We start from the raw sequence: 19,313 nt of genomic DNA, 5'->3' as shown, positions 1-19,313 counted from the left end.
GTTCGCAGGGTGAACATGCGAATGATGCGGGCATCAATGGCAAAAGTATCAATTCTTCGACAATTTCTTGAATCTTCTTGAATCTTTTGGGGTGATTGGGTTGACAGAGCGATCGGGTCTGAGGAACGATTATATAGACAGTGCGGAAGCTCCGGATCCGTGAGTATCCGCTTCTGCTGGACAGAAATATTATGTTGTTCTGCCCTAGGCAAAGCATAATATTTGGGATTGCAGAAGCACTGCTGGGGAAGATGCTTCAGTGAGCGTGTAGCCAAATCGGCTTGGATGTTGTGCCTCCAATAGGTTGCAGAGAGTTGTGTATGTAAGACTCCTAAGCAATCTAGAACTGGATGGGTGTTTTCCAAACTAGGTGATCGCTTGCCGACTGTGCTGAAGTGCCCCGGACTAGGGTGATGCCGCAAGCAAACCATCAACGAGGACAGATCGCTACAATGGATTTTTCGATCGCCGAACTTTTGGCAAATCTGGATGAAGAAAAACTGGTTGCCCCTAAAACCCTAGAACATAAGCTAGAGTGTCAGACGGACATCGATATTCGCAAGTTACAGATTGCCCTAGATGCCCTAGAAAAAATAGGTGTCGTTGAGAAAGAACGGGGTAAATACCGGCGATTAACCGAAGATGGGGTCGTAGAAGGTAAACTGCGTTGTTCCAGCAAAGGCTTCTGCTTCGCGATCCAAAACTCAGAAGAGTCAGAGGATGTCTACATTCGCGAAAGCCAACTCAATACTGCTTGGAACGGCGATCGGGTTCTTGTGCGCGTCACCAAAGAAGGTAGCCGTCGCCGTAGTCCCGAAGGAGAAGTGCGCCTCATCCTGGAACGCTCCAATCCCTCCATCCTGGCTCGGCTGAAAAAACTAGATGACGGATCCTTTAGAGCTGTCCCCTTAGACGATCGACTCCTGTTTGAAGTCATCTTGGAAGATAGCGAGTTCAACCTTGACGAAGCCCTGGATCAACTCGTGCATGTCGAAGTTCTGCGCTATCCCTTAGGGAGCACGGGCCCGATCGGTCAGGTGGCGGAACTCCTCGGCACCGATGACGAAGCTGATGACATCAAAATTGTTTGCTGCAAGCATGACCTGCCCCGTAGCTTCCCCGACCATGTCCTGGCTGCGGCCAAAGCGCTTCCCAACAAAATTGCTAAGGCGGAACTCAAACAGCGCATTGATTATCGCGATGTGCCCACGATCACGATCAAGGCCCACAGCGAAGACAGCGCCGATGATGCTATCACCCTAGAGGAACTGGAAGACGACACCTGGCAATTGGGGATCCACATTGCTGATGTGGCCTATTATGTGCAACCGGGCACGCCCCTCGATCGGGTGGCTCAACGGCGGGGTGTGTCGATCTACCTAGGCGAAACCGTGATTCCCATGCTGCCGGAAGCGATCACGGATAATCTCTGCTCCCTGCAACCGGGGAAAGATCGCCTTGCCCTTTCCGTCTTGCTTAACCTCAACGACGAAGGGGAAGTCCTAGAGTATGAGATTCAACCGACGGTGATCCAGGTGGATTATCAGTTGAGCTATGAGCAGGCTGAGGCCATTCTGGCGGAGGAAGAGTCCAAGGAACTGGAAGTCTTTGAACCGATCGCTGACCTGCTGGCCAACCTCGATCGTCTCAGCCACGCCATTAAAGAACAGCGGCAGTCGCGGGGGGCCTTTGAACTGAACCTACCGGAGAAGATCTACGCCCGTGCCGATGGGATCGAATCTCCCGAAGATGAAGCCAAATACACCTTCAGCAAGTTCCACTATGACGATGAAGGGGCCTTAGGGGCCGTTGTGCTCTCCCCTAGCCTGCCTATCCACTCCATGGTGGTGGAATTGATGCTGTTGGCGAACCAAACCGTTGCTCAGCACCTGCAAGCGCTGGAGTTGCCTGCGGTCTATCGGGTTCATCCTTCACCCGATTTAAATGCTGTCCAGGACTTAATGAAGTTGGTGTCGGGGATGGGCATTAATATCACGTTAGAGAATGAAGAAGAAGTCTCTCCCCTTGACTTCCAAAACTTTACGCGACGGTTTGCGGAGTCCGGGGGCTCGGAGCGGGTACTGACCTATCTGCTGCTTTCCACCCTCAAACCGGCCTTTTACAGCACGACCGCCAAACCCCACTTTGGTCTGGCCCTAGAGCAGGGTTACGTGCACTTTACGTCCCCGGTACGGCGCTACCCTGATCTGCTGATCCATCGCACTCTGCATGCCATGTTTGAGGAAGGCCGCGATCGTAAGTCGGCTCGATCGAAGGAAGGGGTAGACATTCGCCATAGTTCTTGCCATGGCGAAATTACCTGGAACGTTCTGCCAGACAAGCTGCAACAGGAACTTGCCTCCCATTTTGAACTGGTTGTTGCTCACCTGAGCGAGCGGGAAAAGGTGGCGCAGGATGCGGAGAATGATTTGGAAGGCTTGAAAAAAGCCGAACTGATGAAGGAACGCACTGGCGAAATCTTCCATGGCGTTATTACGGGTGTTCAGTCCTACGGCTTGTTTGTGGAGATTGAGGAATTACTCGTTGAGGGCTTGGTTCACGTCAGTTCCCTCAAGGATGACTGGTATGAGTTCCGCTCTCGCCAGCAAACCTTGGTCGGTCGTAAAAATCGCAAGCAGTTCCGCCTCGGCGATCGCATCGAAGTCCAAGTCAAGAGCGTAGACTACTACCGTCAACAAATTGACCTGGTTGCAGTCAGCGGGGGCAGTACCGCCAGTGAAGATATCTTCCTTGCGCCCGATGATGAGGAAGACGATCGGGGGAATTTTGACAATGACTTTGATGGGGATGACGAATAAACCAATTCTTGCGAGGGATTTTGCATCAGTGCCTTTTGACTGGCTAAAATCCCTCTGGTAGACTGCTGGAAATTCATGTTAGGGCACAGACTTATGCGCTGTGCCCTTCTGCATCACTAGGGATAGTAAACTACATGGCGCGACCTTTGATTTTGGGTGTTTCTGGAGCTTCAGGATTGATTTACGCTGTCCGAGCACTCAAATTCTTGTTAGAAGCTGATTGGCAGATTGAGTTAGTGGCTTCCAAAGCAGTCTATATGGTCTGGTTGGAGGAAGAAGGGATTAAGATGCCGACTGATCCGCTGCATCAGGAAAAGTTTTGGCGAGAAAAATGTGGGGTCATGCAAGGCGGGCAACTGACCTGTCATCCCTTTGGCAATGTGGGAGCCAATATTGCTAGTGGATCTTTTCGGACGGTTGGAATGTTAGTGATGCCTTGCAGTATGAGTACCGTGGGCAAGTTGGCGGCTGGCCTCAGTTCGGATTTGTTGGAGCGATCGGCGGATGTGCAATTAAAGGAAGGTCGCAAGCTCGTGATTGTGCCCCGAGAAACGCCCTTTAACCTCATTCATTTGCGCAATCTCACGACTCTCGCAGAAGCTGGTGCAAGGATTGTCCCTGCGATCCCTGCTTGGTATAGCCATCCTAAAACGATCGAGGATTTGGTTGATTTTGTGGTTGCCCGTGCATTGGATCAACTTGATATTGATTGTGTTTCGATCGAACGCTGGAAAGAAAAATTGTAATGTCACTGCAATCTTAAAACTACCTACTTAAGTTACATCCTTAAAATCATAATCATAAAAATTAAAGTTATAAAAATCACAGTCATAAAAATTACAGTTATGAAAATTGTAGTTATGAAAATTTTAATGAAAAATATTGCCTCTCAACGCTTTAGAAGTAATGCAGTATCCATTAAACCTTCAGCCACCACCTGGAAACCTGATCCTCCTAGATATGTCATCCCAGGATGCGTCATGATATGGAAAAAATGGTTTGACAGTGTTCAGGATTGGGAATTTGAGTCAAGATAATAACTGGGGATATTTGTAGCCAACTCTAGATACCCCAGCAATCACGATCGAGTCCTTCGATCGAACTATTGCTCTATCCAAATCAATTCTGCTAATGCTTCGTAAATTTTCAGGTGACTTTCCATGGCTGAGCTTCGGGCCATTGGCTCTACCCTAGATACATTGATCCAGTTTATTCAAAGCTTTGAACAGGCCCAGAAGGGCCGATCGACCTATGAAATTGTCAATCGCCTACGGGGGTATACCAAAGCTGCTTACACCACCCGCAGTTGGACGATCGCGACGGGATTTTCTCAAAAATTTATCGATGGAGCCTTAGACGGCAATGTTTTGGTGGCAGGAGAAATCACTGATTTTGGTCATTTTATTGCCGCCCTGTCTGACCAAATTCAACAGCCAGGGTTTCAGGCTGCTGACCTGACTACTTGGACAGCCGATCACACCGCTTGGGCTGGGGATATCGGTTCCGCGATCGCGACCTATCGAAAACAATCAGCACAATTTGCATCGGTACAGGAAGTGCTCGATCGCTATGCGTCTGATAGTGATCTAGCCGCTAATGTTGCAGCCTATGTCATTGGTCAAGATTTGAACCAAAATTCTCAAATCAGCCTCTCTCAGTCAATCCAAAATTACAATAGTGCTGCTTACTGTGATCATGTTGAGCAATTCCTACGATCGCGCTTTGCTATCAATCTTGTAAATGGCACGATCGACGATCCAGCAAAGCTGGAAGCACAAATTCGTAAATCTGTTTATACCTATCTGCAACTCTCACCGGAATCGGGAATTTTGCAATTTATTAAAGGCTTATTTAAAGGTAAACCGAAGTTGCCTGAATCCCAAAATATCGACTGGGGGAGTGCAGACTTGCTAGCGGGTTCTGCCCATTTAATGCGGTATTTAGTACGGAAAGGTAATTTGCAAACCCTGACCTTGCAGCCCTACCAGTTTCCTGATTTACCGAGTTTTGGTCGATTACCAGAAACTTGGATGATTACAGGGAAATAGAGAAACAGTGCATCTCTGAGCGATCGTTGTCATGCAGAAGTTGTAAAAGTGTCTCGTTGTCATCCTTTACGCTTCTGTAGTTCCGTTGGTTGTTGGCAATTTTGAGGGGTAGACGATCCCTTTTAACCATGGGGGGTAGCCCTGATCATAAGGTGTGTTGGGTCTCAGGGCTAACCGGGGACCTGGAGTCCGAGGGGAAGGGAAAAGTTGTGCGGAATTTGAGATTTTCAAAGAGAATATTAGGGGGGGCACTGGTTCCGTGTTGTGGGAAATTTGGGCTGAAACCCTTATCCAGCAAGGGATACAGCCGTTCAAGAGCGTAATCCTCTGAATTGGCGAATCATAAGGGTTTCGGCGATTTTTCCCACGCGGCGGAACCAGTGCCCAAGGGATGCGATCGCCCTTAATCCCTGTAACTTTTCCCCATCTTTCCAGACTCATCAGTGTATCGAGGTCTTGAACTTGCTCAACCTTGGCAATTGGGGCGATGAGACTCCTGCAACACCTCCATTTGCCTGAACAACCATCTCAAATCGCTAGTCCTAACCATGGTTTCCGCTGCATAACGGCTAAAGTGAGGGGCAGCAGATAGGACTGAAACGAAGCGCGAAGGCTCTGTACCGTCCGCTCCACTGTGTTGTTAGACCGTGCCTCAACGAAATGGCTATCAACTACGTCATAGCTTCAATCGTTACGATGCCACCCTCAACTGCTTTAACTAGCAGCTTAGAACCAAACAGCAAACTCATGCCTACAAGCGGCTCTGCCTCTGATGCTGCTACATCTACAACTTGATATTGTCCATGCCAGATGACGGAGGCACGATACATATCAAAAAGGACTTCGCTACCATCGCCTAATGTGGCAGAATCGCGGAATATCCAGGGCAATTCCAGCGATTCAAATAGATAACGGAAGCGACAAAAATCCGGTAAAGCCTGTATCGATCACTGCCTGAACCATTTGCTGCCGCGCTTTGTTATGACCTACAACCACCAGAACGATCGCCTCGCAACTTTGATTCACGAAACCTTGCATCATACAGACTTCTTCAGGCTCCGAGAACCAAATCGATAAACGGTGCGATGTCCAATCCGAATCACCCAAGGTTGGGCATCAGGTACACGCTCATAAAGGCGATCCGTAGCCGCGATCGTATTGTCAGCTACTTCAAAGGCTCCAGTTTCAATGTCGATCGCTACAATCTTTCCATGATTGCCAGCTTCGACCTGAGATCGCACCTGAGACTCATAAATCTCATTGCCACGGCGGGCAAATTCTTCTTTACTATAGCGGGGTTGCCGAATTGCCATATGCTTAACCCTTCAACATCATGCCTACCATCATAACCCGCCCGATTATACTGATCCCAACGTAGACGATTGCAACAATCACAAATATCCTGAAATGGCAGTAGAAAAAATGGCAGTAGAAAATTCCAACACTAAAAATGAAGTTGGGCTAATGAGGAAGATTTTCTGAAGATTTAACTTGGGATGACTGCCCACGAAACAATCTGAAAAGCCGATCGAACTCTGCATCACACAAATGAGGGGGAAAGCACCCCGATCGCTCCCAAATACCACGATCGCTGCTTTCGCGGACGGGTTCCTGGGTTAATGAGCCAGTTACCTTTTTGACGGGCATTAGTCGTAAAGGCTATTGGCGCTTGTTAAAGACGTTGGCAACGCAAACGGGAATGACGAATGAATGGTTGAAGAAACAGGGATTGCTCTCAATTAAGCAACTTTGGAAGAAAGCTTAAGGTTACGCTTAAGTCATCAGTGTTGTTTGCGCATCGATCTGATCCGCCCATTGCGAACCCGTACGATGGGTGGTGTGGGAGGGGAGGGTTAAATTCCCTCCTCGACCAGATTGGGCGGCTGGTGTTACAACAAGTCTTCTTCTAGTTGCAAGTCACGCAAGGAGTATCTTTTCTCAACCGATTTGTCGGATCTTTCAAGAACCTCTGCAACAACACCACGGTTTACCATAGGTCCAACTCGATCATCAATTTCTTCTCCAGCACCATAGATTTTTTGGGACTTCCCATTGATGCTTATCTCAAGCCAATCATCATCTAAATGTAAGTTTCGCAAAGTACCTCTGAGAGATGTAACTTTATATTCCGGCAGTTCTGGAGGTTCAGGCTCGGATTTATTTAAGGCTTCTTTGATCACTGAACGAGTTTCAGGTAATAGGATTACAGGACGTGGTTCATCATCACTACTTGATTTGATTTCAATCTGGTTAAACGTTTTACCTGTTACTGGTGGCGCAAGATCTTGTGCCGACTTTAAAAATGCTTTCCGGTAATCTTCCTGGGGAACAACCTCTATCAATTCACCCTCTGGATCTTGAGTCGCTGCGCGAATAACATCAAGGAATTTTTTGGTGATTTGTTCTACACGCAACTCGACATCAGCAGCAGACATACCAGGAAGACTAAGACTAAGTTGCTCATGGTCTTGCGGCTTCCGAACTTGTACTGAAAATTGATAACTGCCTGGAACTGCTTGGAAAAGCCAAGGATCACAATATTTCTTGACATCCTGAGTTGGGCTTCCACGTTTACGAAGTGGAAGGTCTAAGAGCATTTCAGTAGTTCTGTAAAAAATTTTACTAATCTGATCTACTTTCCGGAGAACAAGCTCTAAAGGAGCAGCACCATATAAAACTTCTCCACCTTTTACAGAGACTAGTACTTCACCTTCAATGAATTGAATCCCTGACTTTACGCGAGACTCCTCAAAGCGGATAATTTGCAGTAAATCTTCTAACTCTTCTATAGCAAAAAGGGGGAGGAGGTCAGTAGCTAACCATTTATGAGCAAGTTTCCTCGCCTGCAAAAACTCCTGAGCTTTGAAATAGAGAGAGACAGCGCTGACAGCCGTTATACCAATTGTTCTCGTTTTGCTAGGATCAAGATTATTTAGTGCATTTGCCTCCGCTTCGGCAGCCAAACGATAGAGTTCAGCAGCGCGATCGCTTTCGTGTCGCCTGCTGAACTCTTCTGCCTGGTTCGCATACCCTTCACTTCGAGTATGATGCACTAACCAACTCATGATGCTTCATCGACCGTTTGAAGTAATATCAACTGTACCCGAAATCCAATCACGGCTGCTAGTGCAGGTAGGTTACTATTACCTTGTCTTGCTTGATCAAGTTTTATGCGAAGTCGCCTTTTTACTTCTGACTTATCCAAATGTGTTCCCGAAACCTCTAATCGAAAACAATTCTCTAAGTCCTCTAAATCCTGACCTGATAAAGCAATGTAATAATCAGCACCAGTACGTGTTTCTGCTCGACGTACAGCGACCATCCCTTTCAGAAGTTCTGTAGCTGCAATTGCAAATGCATAGGCTCCATCTCTTGTTGCATCATCTGCATTTGCCCAAGCCGCTTGTACTCTACTGTCTGTTACTTCCCATTCTACTTTTGCGATAGACTCAACTCTATCATTTTCCAAGGTAAATTCTTTTGGAGAAACATGATGTCGGTCAAGGCATACTCTTGCAGCTTCAAGATAGCTACCAGCTAAAGAGGGTGTAAGGGCTTGATGACGATCAGCCATATTTTGCAAAGGTAGAAGAGGTGGATTATTCTCAGTCAAAGTGGTTTTCCTACGCAGAAGACGAGCATAAATAAAATTATCTACCAATCTAACTGGCTTCTATAAAAGGTGTCTAGGTGTTAAGGTAGATCAACCTTTGATACTCACAAATAGCCCTGATTTACTGCCCCACCGGGATATGAAGCAGCCCAACGCAAAGTTCACCTGCTGTGAGTTGACTTTGCTGAGGACAGTGTAACATTGCCAGTCAGGTGCAACGATCGGTTAGACAAGGCCAATGATGAAGTCTTTCTAGATTTTTGTTCGAAAACGACTGCCCACGAAACAATCTGAAAAGCCGATCGAACTTTGCATCACACAGATGAGTGAGAAACTACACGATCGCTCTCAACTATCACCATCTCTGCTTCTAGCGGAGGTGTTCTACAGTCTGCCAGATGAGTAAAACTATAGAACACCTCCGTTTTAAAACTGTTATCGCAACCGTTCGCGACTGAGAATGCTGATGTATTGCCCGTCGGAATGCACAATCTTCATCGGTTGACTCCAATGAATCCTGTCCGCAATCCGATGGACATGCAATTGATTAATCGTGTCTTGGATGAATTCTGGATGACCGATTAAGTGGAACTGTAAGCGTTGTTTCTCATGTTGAATCGAACGATCGCCCCGATCGCTAAAACCCTTTGCCATAATGTTGAGCTTCTCCTGTTTGTAGTGAATCCCTTCCCGCTGCAAACTTGCTCCCTTCTCCTAATCTGGGGGAGAAGGGCTGGGGATAAGGGCGGAAGAAAGCCCAAAAATTTAGAGCCACCCCGTTTGACATCACAAACAAGAGTGGCTCGGTCAGATGCTAAAATCCTCATCAAGCCGCCTTGCTGCTAGCACAGCGAGGGGGAATAGCTACCCGGAGTTGGTGGTACAACGAAGGGTAGTGCCCTAAATTTCTGGGAACCCAGCGACCCCATGCTTCGTACAAACCGTCTCGTGAAAGAAGGATGTCCATGGCGATCGCTATGAAAGACAACCGTACAAACTAAAGTAGGGCACTGTCAATCCGTATCTCAAAAATCGATCGAGTATCGTTAGATACCCGTATACCAAAAGGACTGGGTACAGCCACCCAATCTTACATCAAGAAAATTGTTGGGCGTAGAATCCGGCGTAGCGACCGTTGGCAGCCAAAAGTTGCTCGTGGTTACCTGACTCGATAATTTGCCCCTTTTCCATCACCAGGATCCGATCGCTGCTACGAACTGTGGCTAAACGGTGGGCAATAATAAACACCGTGCGGCCTTCCATGATGCGCTCTAGGGCTTCCTGAACCAGCGCTTCAGATTCGGAATCTAGCGCAGAAGTCGCTTCATCAAGAATCAGGATTTTTGGATTGAGCAGAACCGCTCGGGCGATCGCGATGCGTTGCCGTTGACCGCCGGAGAGATTGACCCCCCGTTCCCCAACCCAAGTGTGGTAGCCCTGGGGAAACTGCATGATGAATTGGTGGGCATTGGCAATCTTAGCCGCTTCCTGTACAGCGTCTAAATCAATTTCCGTTTGGCCAAAGGCAATATTTTGCGCGATCGTGCCAGAAAAGAGCGTCGTTTCCTGGGGCACAATGCCAATCTGTCGTCGCAAACTGCGTAAAGTCACTTGGCGAATATCAATCCCATCAATCAGAATTTGACCATCTTGGGGATCGTAAAACCGAGGAATTAAGTTAACCAAGGTCGATTTGCCCGCCCCAGAGGAGCCGACCAGAGCAATCATTTGTCCCGGTTCCGCCAACAAACTCAAATCTCGTAGCACGGGACGATCGGGCTGGTAGGCAAAACTGACATTGACCAGCTCAACTTTGCCCGACACCTCTGGCAGTGGGATCGCCTGGGGCGCATCCATTACCGTGGGCTGAATAGCGATGAGTTCGTAAATCCGATCGACGGAAGCTTCCCCCTGCTTAAATTCGTTGTAATTACTAGCCAGGATATTAATTGGGTCAATCAGCATCGATACAGCCACGCAGTAGCTGCCAAATTGCTCCGGCTTCAGCGTGCCTTGGGAAATGAGCCAGACGCCTAGGAAAAATAAAAAGCAAAAGGCCAAGGCTTGCAAAAAGCCCACGACGGGATATTCGATCGCCCGCAATTTATCTGTCACGTACTTGGCTTGCCGATTGCGTTCCGCCTCTTCCGCAAATAAATCAATGGCATATTTTTCCGCTGCGAAGGCTTGGATCAACCGAATTCCACTAAAATTCTCCACCAACATAGAGGACAGGTCAGACACCCGCCGCTGGCTCCGGTGGGACAGTTGCCGCATTTGTTCCCCAAACCAACCGATCAGCACTGCCATCAAGGGTGCAATGATGAGCGTTGCCAAGGTGAGCTGCCAACTGCGATAAATCATGAACCCCAACACCCCGATCAGTTGCAGGATGCAGGGCACAAACTGATGGAACAGCTTGTTGATGACTTCCCCAATGCGATCGACATCTTCGGTCATGCGGTAGCTCAAATCGCCCGTCTTGGCTTTTTCGAAATAGCTCAGACTGAGGGACTGGAGATGGGCAAAGGCATCCTTCCGCAGATCGAAAGAAACCGCCAGTGCTGCCTTGGCCATGAGGGAATCCATACCGAACTGGGCCACCTTTTGCACAGCCCAAATTCCCGCTGCAAAAATGACCAGATCAATGACCTGATTCACCTTGCCCCGACCGATTGAGTCAAACAGAACTTCTGATTTCGCAGCCAAAACCGGCCAAATGGCACTGAAGATGACAACGCAGACCATCGCTTGGCCGATCGTCCGCCACTGGCGTCGCACATAGGGCAGAAGGTGCCAGTAATTTGAACGGTAGTTAGAACTCGCTTTCAATGGCGACTCGCCTTTCGCTCTTGGTAAATGTGAATCAGGGACGGAATGAAAGAGACCACAATAATGGCCACAATAATTGGCAGAAGGTATTGATCCACCTTTTCCGGGCCGATCACTTGTCCAAGGTTATACCCCAGGAAGAGAAGACCCAACGTCCACAACATTCCACCTGCAACGTTGTAAACCAAAAAGGTGCGATAGTTCATTGCGCCAATGCCCGCCACAATTGGAGCAAAGGTTCGCACGATCGGAGTAAACCGTGCTAGAACGATCGCCATTTTCCCATGCTTCTGATAAAAGTTTTGCGCTGTGATCAAATGCTTGCGTTTAAAGAAGCGGGAATCTTCGCGCTGAAACAGCTTGCGTCCAAATCGAGCGCCTGTAGCATAGCCCACATTGTCTCCCGCGATCGCGCAGGCCATACAACCCAGAACCAGCCAGGATAAATGGAGGACAGTGGCTGAAGTTACCACCTGGGGGTCAATTCGTACCGATGCCAAAAAACCAGCAGTGAATAGCAAACTATCCCCTGGCAAAAAGAAGCCAACCAATAATCCTGATTCAGCAAAGACGATCGCCCAAATGGCTAAATGTCCCACCCAAGGCCCAACCTGGATCAGCCACTGGCGTAGGTGTTCGGTATCAAAATGCATGGCAAGTCCTAACAACACTCCAAATAGATATAGCTGACGCCAACACAAAGCCGATCGCTCAGGCGAGCCTAGCTCCCAAAATGCCTGACGGCGTTACCTGATGGTAGGCTCTGGATGTCGTAATCTCAATGACGCCGCAATCTTATTTTTGTTTTTGAATATTCTGTTTTCGCCACAGCCAAATTCCAAAGGCCAGTAATAATCCCACTAGTACAATCTTAGACACAGGAGCCAAGTATTCATCTACCCGTTCATAGTTGGATCCCAAAATATATCCTGCATAGGTCAACAAACTGACCCACAAGGTTGTGCCAACGGTGGAGTAAAACATAAAAGAACCGATCGGCATCTCACTGATTCCTGCCGGAAGAGAAATTACCGTCCGTACACCGGGCACCAAGCGACAGATCAGAACCGTGATGTTGCCATGGCGATAAAACCAGCGATTGGCCCGATCGATATCCTCCCCGGACATCCCCAGCCATTTACCATAGCGATCGGCTAATCGTCTGAGACGAGGTTCTCCCAAAATCTTGCCTGCATAGTACCAAGGTAAGGTGCCTACCATGGTCCCCAGCACTCCAGCCAATACTACATACTGAACATTGAGTTGACCTTGGTGGGCTGTAAAGCCCGCCAGCGGCATGATCAGCTCAGAGGGGATAGGCGGAAAAATGTTTTCAAGGAACATTAGTAGGGCAATGCCACCATACCCTAACGCTTCCATCGTGTTCTTAATCCATTCCGCCATGACTACCTCACAATAAATGTTCTCAACAGCGAGAAATGTGCCTAATCGCCAGTGTTTTCAACCGCCAAGGCTCTTAACTGCCAATGATCTCAACCCCATCAGGCGCACATTTCTCAACTGAACTTTGGACTAATTCAAAAAATACTCTACCTGTAGTTGCTGAAATTTCTACGAAACTTCCAACCAGAGTAGAAAATTGCGTTAAGTACAAACGCCAATCTAAAGTAGACCGCTGGAAAGTAAACCGATCGGGACTCAAACTCTATTCTTTTCGCCAAAACATCCCTAATTACAGGATGGTTCTAGCTGATCCCTGACACTTTGCTAAAGTTCACTCCCTTACAGATGGTTAACCCGCAGACAGACCGAACGATCATCATATGCAGATACTAGTGCAGATCCCAGACATAGGTTTAGGGATCGCTGAAGGTCAAGCCCTTGTATCACCCGACTATCCCAGCATCTCGGTCATCCAAGGGCTGCGAGTTCCCACACCATGACGAGTGATCAAAGGCTAGTGAAAGCCATTTGCTCCAGCAACAAAGTTCTAAGCAACGGTATTCCAAACTGTAGCCTCGAAGAAGATTAACTAAGAACGGGCCCTACAGGATTCGAACCTGTGGCCGACCGCTTAGAAGGCGGTTGCTCTATCCACTGAGCTAAGGGCCCAACGTTCAATAGGGTGCAATTTGAAACGGAGAAATTGCACAACTCCCTAAAATTTTAGTGCAAACTGGAAAACTTCGGACAGCCCCTGAGAGAAATCTAACGCCTCGATCGGCCCATCTTGTCCCAAATTCTTGAACAATTCTCCATCGGCTCTCCTGCCCCGACCACCATCAAAATTTTGTGCTATCTGTGTCAACCCGAACCTTTTGACATATAAAGTTAGTGTTGAAGTCAGGTTGTAATCACACTCGATTGTTGATTGCCTCTCCAAAACTTGACATTTAACTTGACATTTAGGGTTTCTAAGTGGGCTAAGCACCCATCTTCTCCTGCTTTATGCGCGAGTTTTGATCCCTCTTTGACCTATGGCTGTGTACAAAACAACCATTTCTGTGCACAATAGCCTCGGCAACTGCCGCCCGCCCCTGACCTAGATCAGCATTAGCCTTGCATCGTTATGTTCATTTTGAAACGGCAGGATGTAGACATCTCAAGTGTTCAGCACCCTCGAAAAGATCAGAAGATTCCCATTCTGACTTATCAAGGGATGACTTTTCGATTGCTGAACGTCTTCCAAGCCACCCAAGAAGAGGAGGCTCGTTCCCTATGGCGCGAGTTGACTGATAATCAGGGCAAAGCCTGCGTCTTACTGGAAGAACCTGAACGCTACAGCATTTGGGGAAAGGTGCGTTTAGATCAACTAACAAGCGACATTCCTTCGACTGGTTCATCTTCTAACGGAGAGGGTGGATCCCCTCTGCTAGTACAAGCTTGCCTATTAATGCTTCAGTCCATGTACTTGGATATTGAAGATCTCATGGGAACAAAGCAGGGCAACGCATTTCAACGTGATGTGATGGCTGTGTTTCAGAAAGGGCGCTTTGCCCAAGCAGAAACGGCTGATGCTGTCCAGCAACTACTAACTGCGGATCCGCTCAACAGTCTCCAACCCCCTCCTTGGCAAGAATCCCAGATGGTTTTGCTATTGCAAGAAATGCATCGATTAGGAAAGTCATATTTTGGTAACACTGGATTCACGCGCAGTGTGCTAGATGCGTTGCAGGACTTGTCTTCTCAGGAACGTAAAGCCTTTTTAGAATGGTTAGGACGGTCTCAAGCAGGGTCTCTCTGGCAGTGAAGATGAGTGAAGACTCCCATGAGTTCTGCGTGAAATCTTAAGTGACTATCAACACTATTCTGCAAGCCCTGCTGTCAACGTTTTGTATATCAAGGTGGTCTACATGCTGTATCTCAATGTTTGATATGGGGCTCTGTAATGGCTGTAATAGTCTGTGTCATTTTGGGGAGTTGCCAGTATGATGCAGCACAGGCATTACTGCCTAGTCAACCTCTGTTCAGGCGTGCCGCACTGGTAGTGAACTGAGGCTCTGAACACTGAGGCATTGAACAACGATTTGCATAACAGATTGTTACTTCGTCAGGAAAATGTGTTGGATCGCGCCGCCAACCTGTAACATAGCCTTGCATTCACTTGCATCATTTTTGTCAGGAATTGCTCGAATCATCAACAGTTTATGGATAAGCCAGCCTCTCGTGGACTCTCCGTCCAAGCTATTGTGTTATTTGAAGTACTCTGGGCCTTTGCAGCGTTGATGTTTTTTTTGCTGTTTGGGCCCCAGGGCGTTAACGCGACACCCACCTCAGACAGCTTCTGGTATTGGTTGTATGGTTTAGGTACTGGACTATTTGAGATTGGAGCCTTTGCAACAGCTTCTTTACTTTGTTTTCGCAATGCGTTTAGTAACCAAGTCGTCAGTGGTCGCAAGGTGTGGATTGGGATTGGGATTGGGATGCTGTGTTATGCGATCGGTGGCATCCTGTTCACCTATTGGGAAACCGTACTCGGGCGCACCGCAGATATTTCGCCGGGAGATGTTTTCTATCTAGTCACCTATATTTCCTTGGGCTATGGCATGGTGACGGCGGTTCTCGATCGTCGGCTGAATCTTGATCCGAGGCAATGGTTTATTGTCGTAGCGATCGGGGCGATCGGTGTTGCAGCGGGCGTATTGATTAGTGTCAAAGCTGACAATGCGGAAAAGAATTTAGAAAAGCAAGCAATGGCATTCCAGGGCTGGGATTGGACTGCTCCTGCGATCGCTGCGACAGCTCCAGCGGGCTCAGATGGCTCAGGGAATCCTCTCTTGGCGCAGGCGACCACAACTAAGCCCAGTCCTACGGTATCTGCCAAGCCCCAAAAAGCAACGCCTAAAACGGCTGCAACAACTTCTCCAAGCAGTACACCTGCACCGAAACCTAGCAGCCAACCCGTTGCACCCAAAACCCCTTCTGCTGCCCCCAGCGAAGCTGTAGAACCCGAAGTTCCTGCGCCAGCGTGGGTGCTGACTGTGGAACAATTCCTTGGACAATTTAAGAAACCGATTAATAGCTTCTACATCATTGCCGATGTGTTTTTGTTGATTATTGCAACGACATTGCTTCTGGCCTTTTGGGGAGGACGATTCTCGCTCTCTTGGCGCATGATTGCCTTCGCTGCGTTTTGGCTATATGTGGCAGATATGTGGTTCCGATATAATAGTGCCGATCCTAACTACAAGAGTGGTAGTTTGCCAGAAGTAGGCTGGGTCTTTAGCGGTGTGCTGTTTGGGTTAGGAGCAGCCTTGGAGTATGACCTGAGCCAATCGCGCCGAGGTCGTAAGCGGGGCTAGGGATTGGAGGGGTTGCAGCAATTCTGATTCCAACAAGAATGATGATTAAAGGGGTGCAAGATTTGCACCCCTTTCGTTTTTTGGATAGTTTGTAACGTGAATTTGATGAAGTCGGGGTACGAATCAATCGTCGTGCTGCACAGTAAGGATTGGGGAGCGTCTTCCCCTCAAGGCCGTTTGCTTTGGCATGGCGTCAGAGAATGACCTTACTGCTGAGGGGACTCTCCTCCCCAAATACGTCAAGTGAATTCTCCATTCAACAGGGGCCAGGTGAGGGCCAATTTTGCTTCTCGAACTCACGTTTTTTAGGGTGAGTAACTTTTAATCTGCACCAAAGACCTAATCTGCACCAAAGACCTAATCTGCACCAAAGACCCAGCGCCAGAGTGGATGCTGTCTTCCTTTGCGTCGGATCGCGATCGTCCTTTTTTTCAGTTGATCCCGATCGTGTTGAGGTAATCCCCATAGAATATTGCGACTTTGCCAGATCAGCACACTGAGGGTCATGGCAATACAAGTGACTAGCCCGATCGCTGGGAAAGGGTGAAAAATCAGGCCATATCGAACCGCTGACCAAGTGAAATATTCCTGGAGCAGCGCGATCGAATTTCGCAAACTCCACAGGCTCCAAGTTCCCAAGGTCAGCCACAGAAAAATAACTAGCAGCCATCGTCCCACAACGGTTAAACGGTGGAGCCGATCGGCTGCTGTATCTAAGTCAAATTTGAGATAGTCCGGTACTTCAGACTTTACTTCAGACTCTGGCTGAAAATCTTCAGACATTCTCCGGCCTCAGGCACTTAGTTTGCTATTTCAGCATCGTTGCTATCGACCTCTAGACTGGGTACGGCCATGACGGCTTTACCTGTTTTTTCTCGCCATAGCGCTAAGAGACTACTTGCAATAAAGATGCTGGAATATGCGCCCATCGCAAACCCGATGATTAAAGCAAGGGCAAAGTTTTTCAGCGTTTCTCCACCAAAGATAAAGATGGCGAAAAGGGTCAGCAAAGTGGTTAGGGTGGTGTTGATCGATCGGGTCAGGGTCTGATTCACCGCATCATCGACCACTTGATTGATATGTTTGCCGGGATCCTCTTGGATGACTTCCCGCACGCGATCGTAGATCACAACCGTATCGTTGACCGAGAAACCCACGATCGTGAGCAGCGCCACAATAAAGAGGCTGTCCACTTCAATCCCCGCCACGAGGCCCAGAATGGAGAATGCGCCAACGGTAACCAACACGTCATGCACCAAGGCCACGATCGCAAATACGGCATAGTCAAACTGGAACCGGAACGCGAGATAGACCGTAATGCCAACGAAGGAAAGCAATAGCGCTAACAACCCTTGGGAAAAGATCTGCTGTCCAAGAGTGGCTCCCACACTGTCAATCAAGGTTCCCTGGGGATTAAACGCCCCAACTTTTTCCTGGAGCGCTGTCAATAACTTTTCCCGTGCATCCACGTTCAGGTTATTCGTGCGGATCGAGAGGGAAGGTCGGTTTTGATTTTTATCTCCCACCTGTTGGACACTGCTGCCCCCCAAGCCTTGGTCTTTCAGCACCGATCTCACACCATCGAGGTCGATCGGCTTGCTGCAATCAACTTTGCTGCAATCGAGTTCTAGTTGCAGCCGGGTGCCACCAACGAAATCCAAGCTAGGCCGGAGAGGTGCCCCAATCTGAGTCCAAGAGACCACCATGGAAATCAGCCCCGCCAAAATCATGGCGGAGGAAATGGCCCACCAGAGGTTACGTTGTTTGATGACCTGAAGCTTCATGATGCAGCCTCCACCTTAGAAGAATTCGTTGTCGAAGTAAGACCGGGGCAATACCAAGAAGGCTTGCGGAAGGCTTGTATATTCAGTGCGGTCATTAATAACGTGCGGCTACAGGTAATCGCAGTGAACATACTCACCACAACCCCCAACGCCAAGGTTAAGGCAAACCCTTTGACCAAACCGGAACCCAACCAAAAAAGGGCAGCGCAGGCGATCAGAGTGGTGACGTTACTGTCGAGAATGCTAGAGAAGGCACGGTAGAAGCCAGACTCCACCGATCGATACAGGGTTTTGCCCGCCCGCAGTTCTTCACGGGTGCGTTCAAAGATCAGCACGTTGGCATCTACAGCCATCCCGATGCTGAGGATGAATCCGGCAATCCCTGGCAAGGTGAGCGTCACTCCCAACAGATCAAAGGCCGCGATCGACAAAATTGAGTAAATCATCAGTGAAATCGCAGCAATTGCGCCGGGTAGGCGGTAGTACAGCACCATAAAAACCAAGACTAAGAGAAGACCTCCAACTCCGGCATAGATGCTGCGTTCAATGCTGTCTCGTCCCAGGGTCGCACCGACGGTGCGGTTCTCAACAATTTCGATCGGCACTGGCAGGGAGCCACCTTTGAGCTGAATTGCGAGTTCCTGGGCCGACTGTGCGGTAAAGTTCCCGGTAATCGTTGCGCCACCACCGGTGATCCCGGTTGCCGCATGTTCTGGGCCGACGACCGGAGCACTAATTAAGCCATCGTCTAGGAAAATACCAATACTGCGCCCGGTGCCTGCCAGCCGCTTAGTCATTTCGGCAAATTTGTTGCCCCCTTCGGTGTCAAACCGAATATCCACGGCCCAAAAGTTTCCCCCGGCGGGAGAAGTGGCAAAGGCATCCTGTAGATTTTTGCCAATAATGCCAGACTTATCAAACAGTTCTAAAAGCGCTTTGTTGCTGGCCTTGAGACGAGTTTGGATATCTTCTAAAGCTTTGGGATCACCCTTGACTTTGCGGAGTTCTTGAACCTGGGTTTGCAGAATCCGGTTATTTTGATATTCCGCTTGGAAAATCCCTTCCGTGCCCTGGCGTTGTTCCCGGAACTCTAGCTGAGCGGTGCCTCCCAATACCCGTTCGGCTTGCTCAGGATCCGTGACGCCGGGGAGTTGCACGAGCACCTGATCCTGGCCCACGGTTTGCACGACGGGTTCCGAAACCCCTAGACCATTGATCCGCCGATCGATGACCATTTGCACGGCTTCCAATTCCCGTGCCCCAATCGTTTTAATATCTTCGGAGGGTTTCACTTGAATCGTGAGCTGTGATCCCCCTTGTAAGTCGAGCCCAAGCTTAATGGGGATTTGAGTCAAGGTAAAGACCGACGCTGCCACGAGCGCCACAATGACTCCTAATAACCAACGTTGCCTTCCCATACAGAATCCTGTTGTGACAAACGCTATGATACCCCG

At 48.6% G+C, this 19,313-nt stretch carries 16 protein-coding genes and 1 tRNA gene; 5 read left to right on the top strand and 12 right to left on the bottom strand.

What is annotated here, in order from left to right; genetic code table 11:
- Positions 1-413 precede the first annotated feature (413 nt).
- The 3 genes from ACN4EG_RS12775 (at position 414) to ACN4EG_RS12765 (ending at position 4,867) form a co-directional block, all read left to right on the top strand.
- Positions 414-2,819, top strand: coding sequence for a ribonuclease R family protein (locus ACN4EG_RS12775; protein WP_431629924.1), 2,406 nt, complete (start codon positions 414-416; stop codon positions 2,817-2,819).
- A gap of 134 nt (positions 2,820-2,953) precedes the next feature.
- Positions 2,954-3,565 (top strand): flavin prenyltransferase UbiX, encoded by a 612-nt coding sequence (locus ACN4EG_RS12770; protein WP_431629923.1) that lies wholly within the window; start codon positions 2,954-2,956, stop codon positions 3,563-3,565.
- 414 nt (positions 3,566-3,979) lie between these two features.
- A complete protein-coding gene (locus ACN4EG_RS12765; RefSeq protein WP_431629922.1) occupies positions 3,980-4,867 on the top strand; it encodes a hypothetical protein in 888 nt (295 codons plus the stop codon).
- A gap of 900 nt (positions 4,868-5,767) precedes the next feature.
- Here ACN4EG_RS12765 and ACN4EG_RS12760 read toward each other — a convergent pair.
- From ACN4EG_RS12760 to ACN4EG_RS12720, 9 genes are all read right to left on the bottom strand, one after another.
- Positions 5,768-5,908 carry a hypothetical protein gene (locus ACN4EG_RS12760; protein WP_431629921.1) on the bottom strand — a complete coding sequence of 47 codons (141 nt, stop codon included), beginning with the start codon at positions 5,906-5,908 and terminating at the stop codon, positions 5,768-5,770.
- Entirely contained in the window at positions 5,905-6,180 is a 276-nt protein-coding gene (locus ACN4EG_RS12755; protein WP_431629919.1) for a hypothetical protein, read from the bottom strand. Before ACN4EG_RS12755 ends, ACN4EG_RS12760 begins: the two co-directional genes overlap by 4 nt.
- A gap of 576 nt (positions 6,181-6,756) precedes the next feature.
- The gene (locus ACN4EG_RS12750; protein ID WP_431629918.1) at positions 6,757-7,932 is read right to left on the bottom strand and encodes a hypothetical protein; all 1,176 of its coding nucleotides are present in this window, start codon (positions 7,930-7,932) and stop codon (positions 6,757-6,759) included.
- Complete coding sequence (locus ACN4EG_RS12745; protein WP_431629917.1) at positions 7,929-8,480, bottom strand: hypothetical protein; 552 nt, start codon at positions 8,478-8,480, stop codon at positions 7,929-7,931. The genes ACN4EG_RS12750 and ACN4EG_RS12745 overlap by 4 nt, the downstream gene beginning before the upstream one ends.
- A gap of 435 nt (positions 8,481-8,915) precedes the next feature.
- Positions 8,916-9,134: a hypothetical protein gene (locus ACN4EG_RS12740; RefSeq protein WP_431629916.1), complete on the bottom strand. Its 219-nt coding sequence runs from the start codon at positions 9,132-9,134 to the stop codon at positions 8,916-8,918.
- Between the two features lie 441 nt (positions 9,135-9,575).
- Positions 9,576-11,312, bottom strand: coding sequence for an ABC transporter ATP-binding protein (locus tag ACN4EG_RS12735; protein WP_431629915.1), 1,737 nt, complete (start codon positions 11,310-11,312; stop codon positions 9,576-9,578).
- A complete protein-coding gene (locus ACN4EG_RS12730) occupies positions 11,309-11,965 on the bottom strand; it encodes a VTT domain-containing protein (RefSeq protein ID WP_431629914.1) in 657 nt (218 codons plus the stop codon). Before ACN4EG_RS12730 ends, ACN4EG_RS12735 begins: the two co-directional genes overlap by 4 nt.
- Positions 11,966-12,107: 142 nt before the next feature.
- Positions 12,108-12,716: a DedA family protein gene (locus ACN4EG_RS12725; protein WP_431629913.1), complete on the bottom strand. Its 609-nt coding sequence runs from the start codon at positions 12,714-12,716 to the stop codon at positions 12,108-12,110.
- A 596-nt stretch (positions 12,717-13,312) separates the two neighbouring features.
- Positions 13,313-13,385, bottom strand: a tRNA-Arg gene (locus ACN4EG_RS12720).
- Positions 13,386-13,842: 457 nt separating this feature from the next.
- Between ACN4EG_RS12720 and ACN4EG_RS12715 the strand changes: the two genes are divergently transcribed.
- Both ACN4EG_RS12715 and ACN4EG_RS12710 read left to right on the top strand, forming a co-directional pair.
- On the top strand, positions 13,843-14,523 hold the full coding sequence (locus ACN4EG_RS12715; RefSeq protein WP_431629912.1) for an Npun_F0813 family protein: 681 nt from the start codon (positions 13,843-13,845) through the stop codon (positions 14,521-14,523).
- A gap of 397 nt (positions 14,524-14,920) precedes the next feature.
- Entirely contained in the window at positions 14,921-16,075 is a 1,155-nt protein-coding gene (locus tag ACN4EG_RS12710; protein ID WP_431629910.1) for a hypothetical protein, read from the top strand.
- A 357-nt stretch (positions 16,076-16,432) separates the two neighbouring features.
- On the opposite strand, the gene ACN4EG_RS12705 is transcribed toward ACN4EG_RS12710, so the two are convergent.
- The 3 genes from ACN4EG_RS12705 to secD are packed head-to-tail and all read right to left on the bottom strand — an operon-like array spanning position 16,433 to position 19,277.
- On the bottom strand, positions 16,433-16,858 hold the full coding sequence (locus ACN4EG_RS12705) for a hypothetical protein (RefSeq protein WP_431629908.1): 426 nt from the start codon (positions 16,856-16,858) through the stop codon (positions 16,433-16,435).
- A 17-nt stretch (positions 16,859-16,875) separates the two neighbouring features.
- On the bottom strand, positions 16,876-17,859 hold the full coding sequence (gene secF / locus ACN4EG_RS12700; protein ID WP_431629907.1) for a protein translocase subunit SecF: 984 nt from the start codon (positions 17,857-17,859) through the stop codon (positions 16,876-16,878).
- Positions 17,856-19,277, bottom strand: a complete 1,422-nt coding sequence (secD, locus tag ACN4EG_RS12695) for a protein translocase subunit SecD (RefSeq protein ID WP_431629906.1) — start codon at positions 19,275-19,277, stop codon at positions 17,856-17,858. Before secD ends, secF begins: the two co-directional genes overlap by 4 nt.
- Positions 19,278-19,313 lie beyond the last annotated feature (36 nt).

Origin of the sequence: Alkalinema pantanalense CENA528 (assembly GCF_050753345.1) — a bacterium.
In the GTDB taxonomy this organism is placed as follows: Bacteria; Cyanobacteriota; Cyanobacteriia; order Leptolyngbyales; family Leptolyngbyaceae; genus Alkalinema; species Alkalinema pantanalense.
The sequence above is the reverse complement of the archived record's forward strand: the minus strand, read 5'-3'. Positions and strand labels throughout refer to the sequence as shown.